The following is a 15,310-nucleotide window of genomic DNA, read 5'->3' on the forward strand; positions in this document are numbered from 1 at the left end:
GCTAAGGTGCAGGGCGCCCGATTTGCAGGCCGTTGAAAAACGTAGGCGAGGCAGGCAAGACAAGGCGAAAACGGCCGAAAAAGCGCAGTTTACGTGTTGTAAATGAGCATTTTGAGGCCGTTTTCAACGCAGTATTGCCAACGCAGGTAGTTTTTCAGCGGCCTGTTAGCCGCATGTCAGATCCCTTGTGGTGCTGGCGCCAGGCTCTCGCTGCTGCGACCCACCGCCAGGCCTTCGCGCAGGGCGGCCAGGGCAGCCTGGTAATAGGCCTGGCCGGCTGGCGCCTGGGCGAAGTCGACAAACTCCTGCAGCTCGGCATCGCTCAGCTCGCGGTAAACGTGCAGCAGGGTGTTGTCGATATCGCCATTGACCTGGGCCACCAGGCGCTGGCGCTGGCTGTCCAGCAAGGCCAGGGCGTTGCCGCCGCCGAGCAGGCCGGGAAGCATCTGGCTCAGGCTGTCGGCGGCCACCCCGGCCAGGGCCAGGCTGACCTCGGCGCCAGCCTCGGCAGCCGGCAGGGCCTGGGCCAAGTGACGGATCAGCAGGCGCCGGGTGGCGCTGGCCTCAATCCGCGGCAGGCCGCTGGCATAGCGCGCCAGCTGGTCGCTGCGGGTAGCCAGCAGTTCGGCGCTGACGATCTTGCGCCCGAGGACGGACTGGAAAAACTCCAGCGCGGCCGTCGGCTCGGCCAGATGGGCGCGCAGACCGGCCTGGGCGCGCTGGTCCACTGCCTGCGGGGCGAAACGCTGGTTACTGTTGTCCACCAGGGCCTGGAACAGCGCCGGTGGCAGGTTGTTGCGGTAGCGCTCCTGGGTGGCCTGCAGGGCATCGCTGAAGTGCATGCGCTGCTGTGGCCAGCCGGCGGCCTGATACAGCAGCAGGTAGTCATCGCCCAGGGCAGGCAGGCTGAGAAGCAGGGTAAGCAGTAGAGAGAGGGCGCGCATGGGGACTCCGTTCTGGGCGGCGGCTATTTTCGGCGGCTGGCCGGGGCTTGTCGAGCCGGACGCAGCCGCGCCCGATCGCCGCAGTTATCAGGCACCCTGCAGCTGCTAGAATCGCCGCCATGATGACTTCCGATACCTTTACCGCGTGCCTGACACGCATCGTCGACGACCTGGCCGAGCAGGGCTGGTCGCTGCAGCCAGCCTTTGTTCCACAAGCTCTGACCCTGCAACTGGCCGAAGAGTGCCGCAAGCGCGATGCAGAGGGTGCCCTGACGCCGGCCGGTGTCGGCCGTGGCGGGGCATTGCAGGTGCGCGAAGGGGTGCGCGGCGACCATATCCAGTGGCTGGAACCAGGGCAGTCGGCGGCCAGCGACCAGTATCTGCAGCGTCTGGACGAGCTGCGTCTGGCCCTGAATCAGGGCTTGTACCTGGGGCTGGAGGATTTCGAGGGGCACTTTGCCCTGTACCCGCCGGGTGCCTTCTACCAGAAGCATGTGGATCGCTTCCGCGACGATGATCGGCGCACAGTGTCGGCGGTGTTTTATCTCAATGCAGACTGGCAGGCCGAGCAGGGTGGCGCCCTGCGTCTGTATCTGAACGATGGCAGTACCCGCGATGTACTGCCCCAGGCCGGCACCCTGCTGCTGTTTCTCTCCGCCGACCTGCCCCATGAGGTGCTGCCGGCCAGCCGCGAGCGTCTGTCACTGACCGGCTGGTTTCGCCGTCGCGGCGAGCAGCCGTTGTAGCCGGGACTCAAGCCGGGGTTCAGTGGCCCCAGATCCGAATCTGCCCCTGCAGATTGCTCAGATCGCGGATTTCCAGGCGGCCCAGGGTGCTGGAGCCCGGCGCGCCGGCATCGCCGATGCCGAGATCGCCGGCCACGCGCATGCGGATGGTCAGCGGCGTGGTGATCAGGCCGTCGGCCATCAGCTGATCGCTGGTGCTTTTCAGATCCGGCAGGGCCAGTTGCAGCTTCTGTGTGCCGCCCTGGTTGACCACGTCGATCTTCAGGGTCGGGGCATTGACCAGGGCGCTGTTGAAGTACAGCTTGGCCGGCCCATAAGCCACACCGGCCGGGCAGTCGCCCGGGGCCAGGCAGCCGTTGTCGATCTGCAGGTTGCGCAGTTGCAGGCTGCCACCGTCGTCTTCCCAGCTGATTTTCGAGGCGTTGAGCTTCATATCCAGGGTCAGGGTGATGCCGGCCTGGCCGGCGATATCGCTCAGGCTCTGGTTATCCAGTGGTTGCAGATCGGCCTGGGCCTGGCCAAGGGGCAGCAGGCTGGCGAGCAGAAGCAGGCGGCGAATTGACTGGGGCATGGCGGCGTATCCTTCGCAGGAACAGAGATGGCGCCAGTCTGTTCGCGCGCGGGAGCTGGCACCATGGTCGCTGGCGTTGTCCCGCCTAAGGATAGGTGGGGGCGGCTGGCGAGTCGGCCCTGTGGCGTGACCGTCCTGGCAGTTTGCCGGCAGCCCCCGGCCCTTTGATGGGGCGGCTGGCCGGTGGCTGGGCGCCGGGTGTTACATTGCGTGACCCACAAGCAGGAGGTGGTAATGGAAAAGCTCTTGGTCAGTCGCTGCCTGCTGGGCCACCCGGTGCGCTATGACGGCGGCGGTCATGGCCCGCTGGCGGCCCTGCAGCGTTGGCAGGCTGAAGGCCGGGTGGTGGCGCTGTGCCCGGAAGTGGCTGGCGGCCTGCCGACGCCCCGCGCGCCCGCGGAAATTGCCGGCGGCCAGGGTGCCAAGGTACTGGACGGTCAGCTGCCGGTGCTGACGATCGAGGGTGAGGATGTGACGGCCGCCTTTGTCAGCGGTGCCGAACTGGCCCTCAAGCTGGTGCGTCAGCATGGCATCCGCCTAGCCCTGCTCAAGGCGCGCAGCCCGTCGTGCGGCAATCTGGAAAACTACGATGGCAGCTTTAGCGGTGTGCGTGTGCCCGGTGAGGGCGTCACCGCCGCGGCCCTGCGCCGGGCCGGGGTGCGGGTGTTCAATGAGGAACAGCTGGATCAGCTGACGGCCGAGCTGGCGCGGCTGGATGGCCAGTTCTAGGGGGTTAGCCAATAAAAAAGGGAAGCCGAAGCTTCCCTTTTTGCATCACGCGAACGCTTAGAACAGCACGCGGCTGCGGATGGTGCCGTTGACGTGCTGCAGCTTCTCCAGCGCCAGGTCCGAGTACTCGGCGTCGACGTCGATGACCACGTAGCCGACCTTGTCGTTGGTCTGCAGGAACTGGCCGGAGATGTTGATGCCGTTGTCGGCGAACACCTTGTTGATCTCGCTCATCACGCCCGGGATATTGGCGTGGATGTGCAGCAGGCGGTGCTTGCCCGGATGCGCCGGCAGGGCCACTTCGGGGAAGTTGACCGAGGACACCGAGGTGCCGTTGTCGCTGTACTTGACCAGTTTCTCGGCCACTTCCAGGCCGATGTTGGCCTGGGCTTCGGCGGTGGAACCACCGATGTGCGGAGTCAGGATCACGCGATCCAGGCCGCGCAGCGGGCTTTCGAATTCTTCGTCGTTGGACTTGGGCTCGACCGGGAACACGTCGATGGCGGCGCCGATCAGGTGCTCGTCCTTGATAGCTTCAGCCAGGTGCTCCAGCTCGACCACGGTGCCGCGGGCGGCGTTGATCAGGATGCCGCCCTTCTTCATGGCGCGGATTTCCTTCTCGCCGATCATCCACTGGGTGGACGGCAGCTCCGGCACATGCAGCGACACGATGTCGCACATGCCCAGCAGCTCATAGAGATTGCCGACCTGCTGCGCGTTGCCCAGGGGCAGCTTGGTCACCACGTCGTAGAAGAACACCTGCATGCCGAGGGCTTCGGCGAGTACCGAGAGCTGGGTGCCGATGGAACCGTAGCCGACAATACCCAGCTTCTTACCCCGGATTTCGAAGGAGTTGGCCGCCGATTTGATCCAGCCGCCACGGTGGCAGGAGGCGTTCTTCTCGGGGATGCCGCGCAGCAGCAGGATGGCCTGGGCCAGTACCAGCTCGGCCACCGAGCGGGTGTTGGAGTAGGGCGCGTTGAACACCGCGATGCCGCGCTCGCGGGCAGCGTCCAGGTCGACCTGGTTGGTGCCGATGCAGAAGCAGCCCACTGCCACCAGCTTCTTGGCGCAGTCGAACACCTCGGCGGTGAGCTGGGTGCGCGAGCGGATGCCGATAAAGTGGGCGTCGGCGATCTTGGCTTTCAGCTCGTCGTCGGACAGGGCGCCCTTGAGGTACTCGATATTGCTGTAGCCGGCCGCCTTCAGGGTATCCACCGCATTCTGGTGGACGCCTTCGAGAAGAAGGAACTTGATCTTGCTCTTGTCGAGGGAGGTCTTGCTCATCGGAGTACCTTTGGATCCCGCTGGAAATGGTCAGGGCAATCGCCGGCATCAGGCGCCGGCCGTGCCCCGCAAGTCGGCCCATGGGGCGATTTGCGGGGGTGCGTATGCTAGCATACGAGCCCCGCGAAACACCTACCCTGGCAGATGAAGCGTACTCAGGGTGACCATGAATCGTTTGAGAGTTCCGTAGATGACCAACCCTGCGCTGATCGAAGAGCTGAAGACCCTGGTTGAGCCCGGCAAGGTGCTGACCGATGCCGATTCCCTGAACGCCTTCGGCAAGGACTGGACCAAGCATTACGCCCCGGCCCCCAGCGCCATCGTCTTCCCCAAGAGCATCGAACAGGTGCAGGCCATCGTGCGCTGGGCCAACCAGCACAAGGTCGCCCTGGTGCCGTCCGGCGGCCGCACGGGCCTCTCCGCCGGCGCTGTCGCCGCCAATGGCGAGGTGGTGGTGTCCTTCGACTATATGAACCAGATTCTTGCCTTCAACGAGTACGACCGCACCGCGGTGTGCCAGCCGGGGGTAGTCACCCAGCAGCTGCAGCAGTTCGCCGAGGACAAGGGCCTGTACTACCCGGTGGATTTCGCCTCTGCCGGCTCCAGCCAGATTGGCGGCAATATCGGCACCAATGCCGGCGGCATCAAGGTGATTCGCTACGGCATGACCCGCAACTGGGTGGCCGGCCTGAAGGTCGTCACCGGTACCGGCGAGCTGCTGGAGCTGAACAAGGACCTGATCAAGAACGCCACCGGCTACGACATGCGTCAGCTGTTTATCGGCGCCGAGGGCACCCTGGGCTTTGTCGTCGAGGCCACCATGCGCCTGGACCGCGCGCCGAAGAACCTCACCGCCATGGTGCTCGGCACCCCGGACTTCGACTCGATCATGCCGGTGCTGCACGCCTTCCAGAACAAGCTGGACCTGACCGCTTTCGAGTTCTTCTCCGACAAGGCCCTGGCCAAGATCATGGCCCGTGGCGACGTGCCGGCGGCCTTCGAAACCGACTGCCCGTTCTACGCCCTGCTGGAGTTTGAAGCCACCACCGAGGAAGTCGCCGAGGCGGCCCTGGCCACCTTCGAGCATTGTGTCGAGCAGGGCTGGGTGTTGGACGGCGTGATGAGCCAGAGCGAGCAGCAGCTGCAGAACCTGTGGAAGCTGCGTGAGTACATCTCCGAGACCATCAGCCACTGGACGCCTTACAAGAACGACATTTCGGTGACTGTTTCGCAAGTGCCGGCCTTCCTCAAGGACATCGATGCCATTGTCGAGGCCAACTACCCGGATTTCGAGGTGGTGTGGTTCGGCCATATCGGCGACGGCAACCTGCACCTGAATATCCTCAAGCCCGAAGCGCTGAGCAAGGACGAGTTCTTCGCCAAGTGCGCCATCGTCAACCAGTGGGTGTTCGAGACCGTGCAGAAGTACAACGGCTCGATCAGCGCCGAGCATGGCGTGGGCATGACCAAGCGCGACTACCTGCACTACAGCCGCTCGGAGGCGGAGATTGCCTATATGAAGGCGATCAAGCAGGTGTTCGATCCCAACGGCATCATGAACCCGGGCAAAATTTTCGCCTGAATCATCGAGCCCTGTAGGAGCGGGCCATGCCCGCGATACTTTAAGACGAGCGTTTCGCGGGCATGGCCCGCTCCTACGAACAAGACAGCTCTGTAGGGTGGAAAGCCGCGCAGCGTTTCCACCATTGCGATCTTCAGGAGTCTCCATGAGCTACCAGCACCACTACACCGACGGCACCCCGATCCACTTTCCCATGGGCAAGGTGGTGTGCATCGGCCGCAACTATGCCGAGCATGCCGCCGAACTGAACAACCCGGTGCCCAGCGAGCCTTTGCTGTTTATCAAACCGGGCAGCTGCGTGGTGCCGCTGGACGAGGGTTTCGTGATTCCCGACGACCGTGGCGACGTGCACTTCGAAGCGGAAATCGCCGTGCTGATCGGCAAGCCACTGTCGAAAAAGCCCTCTGCCGAGGAAGTGCTGGACGCCATCTCCGGTTTTGCTCCGGCCCTGGACCTGACCCTGCGCGACCTGCAGGCCCAGCTCAAGGCCAAGGGTTACCCCTGGGAAGTGGCCAAGAGCTTCGACGGCGCCTGCGTGCTGGCGCCCTTCGTGCCGGGTGATGCAGTGGAAGATCTGACCGATATCGGTATCCGCCTGAGCATCAACGATGCAGTGCGCCAGGACGGCAATAGCCGCGACATGCTCAACCCCATCCTGCCGATGATCCAGCATATCTGCGGCCACTTCAGCCTGCAGGCCGGCGACGTGATCCTTACCGGCACCCCGGCCGGGGTCGGCCCGCTGAGCAAGGGCGACGTCCTGGAGCTGGAACTGCTGGGGCATAGCCGCTTCGTCAGTCACGTGCTGTGACGCGCCTTGTCTCATAGTGTTTGCGCGGGTACGCGGTTGAGGTGTCTGGTAGCTCTCATGTGTAAGTTGATTAAGCTTGGCTTCAGCTGAGCCCTTTATCTTCAGGCTGTTATGCCGATCGGGCGGTCGCCTGTGCGGTTTTTCTTGGCGCATTTAGTCCATGGGGCAGTTCGATGATTGTAGTCATTACCTTCAAGCGCATTCTCTTTTGCGCACTTCTGATGGCATTGCTGTTGGTTGGGTTATTTGCCCAGCAGCATCGTCTGTTTGAGCGTGCCTGGTATGCAGCGTTGGAGTTGTACGAGCTCAGGTGGGGCGATAAGCCGTCCATGCGTTTGAACGATTATCGCGTTGTGATCGAAGCCAAACAGGTTGAGGGCCTTGAGGAGCTATCTGCACTGACCTACGACCCGGATCGCAATAGCTTATTCAGTGTAGTGCGTGGGCCGACACGAATTATCGAATTGAGCCTTGAGGGTGAGCTGCTGCGTGAGGTCGCTTTACGGGGCGTCTCCGATCCCGAGGCCATCGAGTATGTGCAACGCGATACCTACGTGGTGGCTGATGAGCAAGATCAGCGCTTGATCAAGGTCGTGCTCAGCGAGGGTGTTGATTCAGTTGATGTTGCAGGCTTTCAACAGCTGTCCTTAGGTATCGGCCTGAACGGCAACAAGGGTTTTGAAGGGCTAGCCTGGGATAGCGAGCGCCAGCGGTTGCTGGTGGCCAAAGAGCGTGATCCGGTGAGGATCTTTGAAATTGTTGGTTTTCCCCATGTCGACGCGCATAAGCCTCTTGACTTACAGGTAAACATCGATACTAAACGGGATGCCCGATTGTTTGTGCGGGATCTGTCGAGCCTGGATTACGACACGAGTACAGGGCACCTGCTGGCCTTATCCCATGAGTCTTACATGGTCTTGGAAGTCGATAGCAAGGGTAAGCCTGTCAGTCGCCTGTCGCTGCTGAAAGGCATGCAGGGATTATCCAAGCGGGTACCGCAGGCCGAGGGGGTGGCCAGCGACAATGCAGGCAACCTTTACCTGATCAGCGAACCCAATCTGTTCTACGTATTCCGCAAGCCCGCCGACTAGGGTCTGTTGCCATTTTCCGCGCAACCCACAGGGCCGCGAATGAAACGGCAACAGACCCTAGGAGGACTGATCATCCAGGGCGGCATCGGGTGCGTTCTTCTGCACCGACTCGATACCGTTCTGGCAGCTGGCGGCGCTGGTATACATCTGGCTCTGGCCGACCACCTGGCCATTGGTGGCCTTGAGCACAAAGTAGTGCTTGTCGTTGCTGGAGGCCTTGGTTTCGAAGGCACCGTCGCGCTGTGAGTTCTTCCTCACCGACTCGATGCCGTTCAGGGCCGAGTCCTTGGCCTTGTACAGTTCGCTGGTGAGGATGACCTGGCCGTTGCTGGCCAGCAGGTTGAAATGGAACTGGCCGTCTTTGGCCTTCTTCAGCTCGAATTTGCCGGACATGACGCACTCCTTGTGGGTAGGGACCGGCTTTAGCCTAGCCCCTGCAGCGCATCCTGCCAGTACCGGCGCAGCCTAGCGCTTGAGGGTCTTGACCCCGTCGGCGGTGCCCAGCAGCAGGAGGTCGGCGGGGCGGGCGGCGAACAGGCCGTTGGTGACTACCCCGACTATGGCGTTGATATCCGCCTCCAGCTTCACCGGATCGCTGATCTGCATGTTGTGCACGTCGAGGATGATATTGCCGTTATCGGTCAGCACGCCCTCGCGGTACACCGGGTCGCCGCCCAGGCGCACCAGCTGGCGCGCAACATGGCTGCGGGCCATGGGGATCACTTCCACCGGCAGGGGGAAGTTGCCCAGTACCGGCACCAGCTTGCTGGCGTCGGCGATGCAGATAAAGGTCTGTGCCACGGCGGCGACGATCTTCTCCCGGGTCAGGGCCGCGCCGCCGCCCTTGATCAGATTGAGGCGCTCGTCGCTTTCGTCGGCGCCGTCGATGTAGAACTCCAGATCGCTGACGCTGTTCAGGTCGTAGACTGGAATGCCGTGGCGCTTGAGGCGCTCGGCGGTGGCCTCGGAGCTGGCCACGGCGCCGTCGAAGTCGAACTTGTACTTGGCCAGGGCATCGATAAAGCAGTTGGCGGTGGAGCCGGTGCCGACGCCGATCACGCTCTTGGCTTCGAGTTTGGGGAGGATGAAGTCGACGGCGGCCTGGGCCACTGCCTGCTTGAGTTGATCCTGGTTCATGCCGGGTTCCACGGGAAAGGAGTTGGGGGAATAAGGGGGCGGATTATAGCCCCATCTGCCGGCAAAGCCCCCTGTATTCCTGTGGTCGCCCGCGCCGGCCCTGGGGTAGACTCGCGGGCTTAGTCCGTCCAGCCGCCAGCGAAGCCGCCATGCTCGAACAGTACGTCAAGATGATCCTCACCTCCCGCGTCTATGACGTGGCGGAGCAAACCCCCCTGCAGCCGGCCAACCAGCTGTCCGAGCGCTTCGCCAACCAGATTCTGCTCAAGCGCGAAGACCTGCAGCCGGTGTTCTCCTTCAAGATTCGCGGCGCCTACAACAAGCTGGCCCAGCTCACGGCCGAGGAGCAGGCCCGTGGCGTGGTCACCGCCTCGGCCGGCAACCATGCCCAGGGCCTGGCCCTGGCGGCCAAGGTGCTGGGGGTCAAGGCCACCATCGTGATGCCCAAGACCACCCCGGAGATCAAGGTGCACGGCGTACGTTCCCGAGGCGGCAAGGTTGTGCTGCACGGCGACAGCTTCCCCGAGGCCCTGGCTCACTCGCTCAAGCTGGTGGAAGAGAAGGGCTACACCTATATCCACCCCTACGATGATCCCTACACCATCGCCGGCCAGGGCACGGTGGCCATGGAGATCCTGCGTCAGCAACCGGGCCAGCTGGACGCCATCTTCGTGCCCTGCGGCGGTGGCGGCCTGATCGCCGGCATCGCCGCCTACGTGAAATACCTGCGCCCGGAGATCAAGGTGATCGGTGTCGAGCCGGATGACTCCAACTGCCTGCAGGCGGCCATGGCCGCCGGTGAGCGGGTGGTGCTGCCGAGCGTCGGGCTGTTCGCCGACGGTGTGGCGGTGGCGCAGATCGGCGCCCACACCTTCGAGGTGTGCAAGGATCATGTGGATGAGGTGATCACCGTCAGCACCGACGAGATCTGCGCGGCGATCAAGGACATCTACGACGACACCCGCTCCATCACCGAGCCGGCCGGCGCCCTGAGTGTGGCCGGGATCAAGAAGTACGTGGAGCGTGAAGGCTGCACTGGCCAGGTGCTGGTCGGCATCGACTCCGGGGCCAACGTCAACTTCGATCGTCTGCGCCATGTGGCCGAGCGTGCCGAGCTGGGCGAGAAGCGCGAAGCCATTATCGCCGTGACCATCCCCGAGCAGCCGGGCAGCTTCAAGACCTTCTGCGAGGCCATCGGCAAGCGCCAGATCACCGAGTTCAACTACCGCTACCACAGCGACAGGGAAGCCCATATCTTCGTCGGCGTGCAGACCCACCCGGAAACCGACCCCCGTGCCGCGCTGGTGGAAAGCCTGCGCAACCAGGGCTTCCCGGTGCAGGACCTGACCGACAACGAACTGGCCAAGTTGCATATCCGCCATATGGTCGGCGGCCATGCCGCGGCGGTGCCGGATGAATGCGTGTTCCGTTTCGAGTTCCCCGAGCGCCCCGGTGCTCTGTTCAATTTCTTACAAAAACTCGGTGGGCGCTGGAATATCTCGATGTTCCACTACCGCAACCATGGCGCTGCCGATGGCCGGGTGTTGGCCGCGCTACAGGTGCCCCATGAGGAACGTCATCTGATTCCGGCGGCCCTGGACGCCATTGGTTACCCCTACTGGGATGAGTCGGATAACCCGGCCTATCGCCTGTTTCTCGGTTGATTAGGAGTTTGCTGTGGAACACTACCCGTTGCTGAAAATGCTGCACATGTTGCCCGGTATCCTCCTGCTGATCGGCGTGCCCGTGCACCTGTTTATGCTGTGGAAAGCCCAGCGCAGTGGCGATGCAGCTGTCCTGCAGCGCAAGCTCAAGCGCACCCGCCTGATCAGCCTGCCGGTGCTCGGTCTGCTGGCCCTGAGCCTGCCGGTTACCGGCATGGTGCTGGTGGATATGGTTGGCTGGCCCCTGAGCCAGACCTGGCTGCTGGCCAGTAGCCTGCTGTTTGTCGTGCTGATGCTGGTTGGCCTGCTGCTGGCCGGGCGCCTCGGTGCCTGGCAGGCGCTGAACGGCGCACCGGCACCCAAGCGTCTGCTGGGCTTTTGCGCGGTTTATGCCGGGCTGATTCTGTTGCTGCTGCTGGTGATCATGGGGCTGATGGGCGCCAAGCCGGCCTGACTCAGGCCGCGTCTGCCAGCTCGGCGCTAAGCGCCTCGACCTGCTGCTGGCGTTGGATCTGCTCCAGCTCGGCCCCAGGGTTCAGGGACGACCATTCGGGGTGGGCGCGGGCCTTGTTCAGGGCCTCGGGCAGCTGGCCCTGGCGCCAGCTGTCGTCCTCGGGCAGCTTCACTTCGATGCGCTGCTGCGCGGCATGGCCGCGGGCATCCAGGGCGCGCAACAGCTGGCGCTGACGCAGGGCCAGCAGGCGCAGCACGGCATCATCCAGGGTCAGTTCGCGCTGGCCGCTCAGCTTGCCTTTTAACCGCGCGCCATAGCTGCGCAGGGTCTGGGCACTGCCGCCGATCAGGGCGCCCAGGGCTGCCGCTGCGCCCAGGGTAATACCACCCACCAGCAGGTCGATACCGACCCCGGTGGCAGCGCCGGCGGCCATGCCGCCGCCAACCTTTACGCCGACCTGCTTGAGGGTTTCCGGGTTGAATAGGTCATCGCCCCAGCGTCCGTCCAGCAGCGGCAGGTCGCTGGCCTGGGCGTCCCCGGCGCGGAAGGCATACAGACGCAGCAGCGCCTCGACACAGCGCTGTTCGCGCTGGCGGATGCGCTGGCGCAGCTGTTCGATGGCCACCGCTTCTGCCTGGCTGGCCACGCCCTGGCGGCAGGCGGCGGCGTCCAGCAGCAGTTCGGCAATCAGCCGGGTGCCGGCCTGATGCCGGGCCTGGCGCTGCTGCTCGTGGTGTTCGATCAGGCGCTGCAACTGCGGGCGGGCCTTCTCCAGCAGCAGGGCCAGGCTCTCGTACAGGCGTCGCTCGCCATCCAGGGGCGGCGCCACGCTGTCGAAACCGACCAGGGCGTGCAGGCCCAGACGGGCCAGGGCTGCGCGCCACTCATCCTCGCGATGGCCTTGGCCGGCGACGAAGTTGAGCACCGGCAGCAGCGGCTTGCCGGCCATGGCCAGCACCGCCAGCTCGTCGCGGTACTTGGCCAGCACCGGCTCGCGGGCGTCGATCACATACAGGCCGGCATCCGAGGCCAGCAGCTGGCGCAGCACCTTGGCCTCCTGCTCGAAGCGCTGTCGCGCCTCGCTGCCATCGAGAAAACGCGCCAGTCGTGCCGGGCCATCCAGGCGTTCGCCGGGGCGGTCGAGGCGTTCCAGGTAGTCGAGCAGGGCGATGGCATCTTCCAGGCCGGGGGTGTCGTACAGCTCCAGCAGCGCCTGCCCCGCCACCGACAGACGCGCGCCTTCGACATGGCGGGTGGTGCTGGCCCGGGGCGAGACCTCGCCAAAGCCCGCGTCGCGGGTCAGGGTGCGCAGCAGCGAGGTCTTGCCCACATTGGTATGGCCGACCACGGCGAGTTTCAGTGGTGTGCTCATTGACCCTCTCCCCCGGCCCCTCTCCCGCAAGCGGGGGGGGGGTGTCCGCTGCTGCGGTGTTTGTTCAGGCTTTGTAGGGTGGGTGGCGCTTTATCCATCCACCGACCGCGATGGTGGATGAAGACAGCGTCATCCACCCTACGGGCATGTGCAGGTTTAATCATGCCCCGTCTCCAGCCAGCTAAATGACGCACTGTCGCTGTAGCTGAGCTGCAGTTTGTCCAGAGCCTGGTGCCAGTCGGCCAGGCGTTCGCTGTCCAGGCTCTGCCCCGGTTCAGGGGGGAGCAGCCAGATACGGGTGTGGGCGGCGCTGCGAGCCAGCTCGCCAAGCAGCGCCAGGCTGCCACGATCCGGCGAGCGGCGCGGGTCGCAGGCGATCAGCAGGCGTTCGGCCGGGTAGCGCGCCAGCTGATCGAGCAACTGGCGACGCTGTTCGCGGCTGTCGAGGATGCCGGCATCCTGTATTCCGGCCGGCAGGGGCGGTGGCCAGGAGCGTTGCGGGTCCAGTTCGATGGCCAGCAGCAGGGCGCCCTGAGTGGGCAGCTGGCTGCTGCCGGCCTGGGGCTGGTGCAGCTGGGCGGGGGCCAGGTCGCACACCCCCAGGCGTTCGCTGCCCGGTTGCAGGCGCTCGGCCAGCAGGGCGTAGCCGGGCAGGCTCAGATCCAGCTGCAGGCGTCCACGGCCGTGCTGCCAGCGCCACAGGCAGAGCAGCATCAGGCCCAGACGTGGCAGGATGCCGTAGACCAGCAGCACCCCGAGCAGCCAGCTGGCCCAGATCTGTCGCGGCGCTTCGCCAGCCAGGGGCGCCTCGCCGCTGGCGCGGATCAAGTCGCTGTCCGGTAGGGGGAAGCCGAACAGGGCGGGCAAGGCGCCCAGGCCCTGGGTCAGGGCGATAAAGCTGTGGCTGCCGAGCAGGGTGGTTTCCCAGACGAAGCCATAGCGCCGGGTGCTGAGCAGCGCCAGGCAGGCCAGCAGCGCGATCAGCAGGGCCAGCAGCCACAGGCCATGGCCGAGCAGGCCCAGCAGCCAGCGGTTGAGGCCCCGGCGCTGCAACAACAGCAGCAAGGCCGGGCCCAGCTGGGCGGCGCTGGCATCACGCGCCAGCTTCTCGCTGAGCCACAGCCACAGGCGGCCCAGGGCGGCGTTATGGCGGCTGCCCAGGCTCAGGCTGATCAGCCAGCCCAGCAGCATCAGCAGGTTAAGGCCGAGCAGGCTGCCCAGGGCCCAGAACAGGTTGACCGGGCGCTGGCCATCGCCCAGGGCTGCCCAGGCCAGGCCCGCGCCGCTGAGCAGGGCCAGCAGGCCCAGCAGCAGGATGGCCAGGCGCGCACCCTGCAGCCAATGTTGCTGAGCCTGCAGTTGGCCATCCCGGGCAGCCAGCCACAGGGCGCGGGCCTCGATTCGCCCGGGCAGGTCGGTCGCGGTGCGTCGGGCGTGGCGGTTGGCTTCGGCATCGTCGAGGGGGCCGCTGTGCTCCTCACGCAGGCGCAGGGTTTCGCACAGCCACAGGCGTTGCAGCGGGTCGATGGAGGGGTGTTCGGCTGGGTTCACGCGGCGTTCCAGGGGGCCAGATCAGTGCAGAGCATAACCCCATGGGCCCGTGCATGGCAGGGGCGTGCCGGGGGTGTACGGACGGCGCCGGGCCGTCTAGGCTGCAAGCAGGCCGGTAGCCTTTCTGCCTATATCTGCTCCGGCCCTTTTATCGAAAACCATAAAAGCGAGTATTCCCTTGAAGTTACCGCACCTGGACTGGGTCAATCAGGATTCACCCTTTTTGCGCCAGCATCAGCGGGGCTTTCGTACCCTGGCCTTCGAGGACGAACTGGAACAGGCCTACAAGCGCTATCACGCCAACGCGTTTCTGGGCCGCATGCGCTGGGCGTTGCTGGTGGCCATGCTGCTGGCCCTGCTGTTTGTGGTGATCGATGCGTTCAACCTGCCGGATCCCTTGCGCGGGCAGATTCTCGCTCTGCGGCTGGGGGTGATCCAGCCGCTGCTGTTGCTGGCCTGGCTGGCGACCTATCGCTACGGTTTGCGTGATTATCTGCAGCTGATCGGCGGCCTTGTCGCGCTGCTGTCCGGTCTGGCGGTGGTGGGCATCATCGGCCTCGCCCGCTATCACGCCTTCCCGTTGCCCTATGAGGGCATCATCCTGGTCACGGTGTTCTTCTATTTCCTCACCGGCTTGCGCTTTACCACGGCGGTGCTCTGTGGCTGGGTGAGCTTTATGGCCTATATCGCGACCGAGCTGAGCCTGCGCCAGGGGCTGACGGGGGAGGCGCTGATCAACAATGCGATGTTTCTCGGCCTGGCCAATGTGATCGGCTCAGTGGGCTGTTATTCCCTGGAGTACACCACCCGGCAGAACTTTCTCGCCCACGGCCTGTTGCAGGATCTGGCCGAGAAGGACTTTCTCACCGGCCTGCTTAATCGCCGTGCCTTTACCGAGCGAGCCGAACGCAGCTGGCGGCAGGCCCAGCGTGAGCGGCATGCCCTGGGCGTGGTGATGATGGATGTGGATTTCTTCAAGCGCTACAACGACCACTATGGCCACGCCGCCGGCGACGAAGCCCTGCGCCAGGTGGCGCGGGTGATCGGTGAGCATGCCCGGCGCCCGCTGGACTGCGCGGCCCGTTATGGTGGCGAAGAATTTGTCGGCATCTGGTATGACCTCAATGAACAGCAGATGCTGGGGATTCTGGAGAAAATCCGCAGCAGCACCGAAGCCCTGGCGCTGGCCCATGCCTATTCGGATGCGGCCCCGGTGGTGACGCTCAGCATCGGCCTGGCCTACCTGCCTCCACAGCCTCATCAGAGCCTGGAAGATGCCCTGCGTCTGGCCGATGTGGCCCTGTATCTGGCCAAGGAACAGGGGCGCAATCGGGTGGTGTGCAAGCAGCCTTGAGCCCGCCCATCGCAGGA

General features: G+C 64.5%; 15 protein-coding genes. 8 read left to right on the top strand and 7 right to left on the bottom strand.

From position 1 onward, the window contains the following. Positions 1-176: 176 nt before the first annotated feature. Complete coding sequence (locus GJV18_RS02965; protein ID WP_160343231.1) at positions 177-944, bottom strand: hypothetical protein; 768 nt, start codon at positions 942-944, stop codon at positions 177-179. A gap of 122 nt (positions 945-1,066) precedes the next feature. On the opposite strand from GJV18_RS02965, the gene GJV18_RS02970 reads away from it, so the two are divergent. Beyond that, positions 1,067-1,690, top strand: a complete 624-nt coding sequence (locus GJV18_RS02970; protein ID WP_160345953.1) for a 2OG-Fe(II) oxygenase — start codon at positions 1,067-1,069, stop codon at positions 1,688-1,690. Positions 1,691-1,709: 19 nt separating this feature from the next. Here GJV18_RS02970 and GJV18_RS02975 read toward each other — a convergent pair whose 3' ends face one another. Beyond that, the gene (locus GJV18_RS02975; protein ID WP_160343232.1) at positions 1,710-2,261 is read right to left on the bottom strand and encodes a DUF6160 family protein; all 552 of its coding nucleotides are present in this window, start codon (positions 2,259-2,261) and stop codon (positions 1,710-1,712) included. 234 nt (positions 2,262-2,495) lie between these two features. Here GJV18_RS02975 and GJV18_RS02980 point away from each other — a divergent pair, with 234 nt between their 5' ends. Further along, the gene (locus GJV18_RS02980; protein ID WP_160343233.1) at positions 2,496-2,990 is read left to right on the top strand and encodes a DUF523 domain-containing protein; all 495 of its coding nucleotides are present in this window, start codon (positions 2,496-2,498) and stop codon (positions 2,988-2,990) included. Positions 2,991-3,047: 57 nt separating this feature from the next. On the opposite strand, the gene serA is transcribed toward GJV18_RS02980, so the two are convergent. Then, a complete protein-coding gene (gene serA / locus GJV18_RS02985; protein ID WP_160343234.1) occupies positions 3,048-4,277 on the bottom strand; it encodes a phosphoglycerate dehydrogenase in 1,230 nt (409 codons plus the stop codon). A 190-nt stretch (positions 4,278-4,467) separates the two neighbouring features. Here serA and GJV18_RS02990 point away from each other — a divergent pair, with 190 nt between their 5' ends. The 3 genes from GJV18_RS02990 (at position 4,468) to GJV18_RS03000 (ending at position 7,761) form a co-directional block, all read left to right on the top strand. Continuing rightward, a complete protein-coding gene (locus GJV18_RS02990) occupies positions 4,468-5,859 on the top strand; it encodes an FAD-binding oxidoreductase (protein ID WP_160343235.1) in 1,392 nt (463 codons plus the stop codon). Positions 5,860-6,004: 145 nt separating this feature from the next. Then, positions 6,005-6,670 (top strand): fumarylacetoacetate hydrolase family protein, encoded by a 666-nt coding sequence (locus GJV18_RS02995; RefSeq protein WP_160343236.1) that lies wholly within the window; start codon positions 6,005-6,007, stop codon positions 6,668-6,670. Positions 6,671-6,843: 173 nt separating this feature from the next. After that, entirely contained in the window at positions 6,844-7,761 is a 918-nt protein-coding gene (locus GJV18_RS03000) for an SdiA-regulated domain-containing protein (RefSeq protein ID WP_160343237.1), read from the top strand. Between the two features lie 57 nt (positions 7,762-7,818). On the opposite strand, the gene GJV18_RS03005 is transcribed toward GJV18_RS03000, so the two are convergent. Together GJV18_RS03005 and rpiA are read right to left on the bottom strand one after the other, a co-directional pair. Beyond that, positions 7,819-8,154: a YegP family protein gene (locus GJV18_RS03005; RefSeq protein ID WP_160343238.1), complete on the bottom strand. Its 336-nt coding sequence runs from the start codon at positions 8,152-8,154 to the stop codon at positions 7,819-7,821. 72 nt (positions 8,155-8,226) lie between these two features. Further along, positions 8,227-8,898: a ribose-5-phosphate isomerase RpiA gene (gene rpiA, locus GJV18_RS03010; RefSeq protein ID WP_160343239.1), complete on the bottom strand. Its 672-nt coding sequence runs from the start codon at positions 8,896-8,898 to the stop codon at positions 8,227-8,229. Between the two features lie 149 nt (positions 8,899-9,047). On the opposite strand from rpiA, the gene ilvA reads away from it, so the two are divergent. After that, positions 9,048-10,562, top strand: a complete 1,515-nt coding sequence (ilvA, locus tag GJV18_RS03015; RefSeq protein WP_160343240.1) for a threonine ammonia-lyase, biosynthetic — start codon at positions 9,048-9,050, stop codon at positions 10,560-10,562. A gap of 13 nt (positions 10,563-10,575) precedes the next feature. Continuing rightward, on the top strand, positions 10,576-11,016 hold the full coding sequence (locus GJV18_RS03020) for a DUF2269 family protein (protein ID WP_160343241.1): 441 nt from the start codon (positions 10,576-10,578) through the stop codon (positions 11,014-11,016). A gap of 1 nt (position 11,017) precedes the next feature. Here the strand turns inward: GJV18_RS03020 and GJV18_RS03025 are convergent, their stop codons facing one another. Next, on the bottom strand, positions 11,018-12,388 hold the full coding sequence (locus tag GJV18_RS03025) for a GTPase/DUF3482 domain-containing protein (protein ID WP_160343242.1): 1,371 nt from the start codon (positions 12,386-12,388) through the stop codon (positions 11,018-11,020). Between the two features lie 156 nt (positions 12,389-12,544). After that, complete coding sequence (locus GJV18_RS03030; RefSeq protein ID WP_160343243.1) at positions 12,545-13,939, bottom strand: DUF2868 domain-containing protein; 1,395 nt, start codon at positions 13,937-13,939, stop codon at positions 12,545-12,547. Between the two features lie 178 nt (positions 13,940-14,117). Here GJV18_RS03030 and GJV18_RS03035 point away from each other — a divergent pair, with 178 nt between their 5' ends. Continuing rightward, positions 14,118-15,293 carry a GGDEF domain-containing protein gene (locus GJV18_RS03035; RefSeq protein ID WP_160343244.1) on the top strand — a complete coding sequence of 392 codons (1,176 nt, stop codon included), beginning with the start codon at positions 14,118-14,120 and terminating at the stop codon, positions 15,291-15,293. Positions 15,294-15,310: the final 17 nt, after the last annotated feature.

Source organism: Pseudomonas xionganensis (genome assembly GCF_009763245.1).
Classification (GTDB): domain Bacteria; phylum Pseudomonadota; class Gammaproteobacteria; order Pseudomonadales; family Pseudomonadaceae; genus Aquipseudomonas; species Aquipseudomonas xionganensis.

Bases quoted from the DNA above. Each gene is read 5' to 3' on its own strand.
- GJV18_RS02965 (WP_160343231.1), bottom strand. From the start codon at position 944: ATGCGCGCCCTCTCTCTACTGCTTACCCTGCTTCTCAGCCTGCCTGCC.
- GJV18_RS02970 (WP_160345953.1), top strand. From the start codon at position 1,067: ATGACTTCCGATACCTTTACCGCGTGCCTGACACGCATCGTCGACGAC.
- GJV18_RS02975 (WP_160343232.1), bottom strand. From the start codon at position 2,261: ATGCCCCAGTCAATTCGCCGCCTGCTTCTGCTCGCCAGCCTGCTGCCC.
- GJV18_RS02980 (WP_160343233.1), top strand. From the start codon at position 2,496: ATGGAAAAGCTCTTGGTCAGTCGCTGCCTGCTGGGCCACCCGGTGCGC.
- serA (WP_160343234.1), bottom strand. From the start codon at position 4,277: ATGAGCAAGACCTCCCTCGACAAGAGCAAGATCAAGTTCCTTCTTCTC.
- GJV18_RS02990 (WP_160343235.1), top strand. From the start codon at position 4,468: ATGACCAACCCTGCGCTGATCGAAGAGCTGAAGACCCTGGTTGAGCCC.
- GJV18_RS02995 (WP_160343236.1), top strand. From the start codon at position 6,005: ATGAGCTACCAGCACCACTACACCGACGGCACCCCGATCCACTTTCCC.
- GJV18_RS03000 (WP_160343237.1), top strand. From the start codon at position 6,844: ATGATTGTAGTCATTACCTTCAAGCGCATTCTCTTTTGCGCACTTCTG.
- GJV18_RS03005 (WP_160343238.1), bottom strand. From the start codon at position 8,154: ATGTCCGGCAAATTCGAGCTGAAGAAGGCCAAAGACGGCCAGTTCCAT.
- rpiA (WP_160343239.1), bottom strand. From the start codon at position 8,898: ATGAACCAGGATCAACTCAAGCAGGCAGTGGCCCAGGCCGCCGTCGAC.
- ilvA (WP_160343240.1), top strand. From the start codon at position 9,048: ATGCTCGAACAGTACGTCAAGATGATCCTCACCTCCCGCGTCTATGAC.
- GJV18_RS03025 (WP_160343242.1), bottom strand. From the start codon at position 12,388: ATGAGCACACCACTGAAACTCGCCGTGGTCGGCCATACCAATGTGGGC.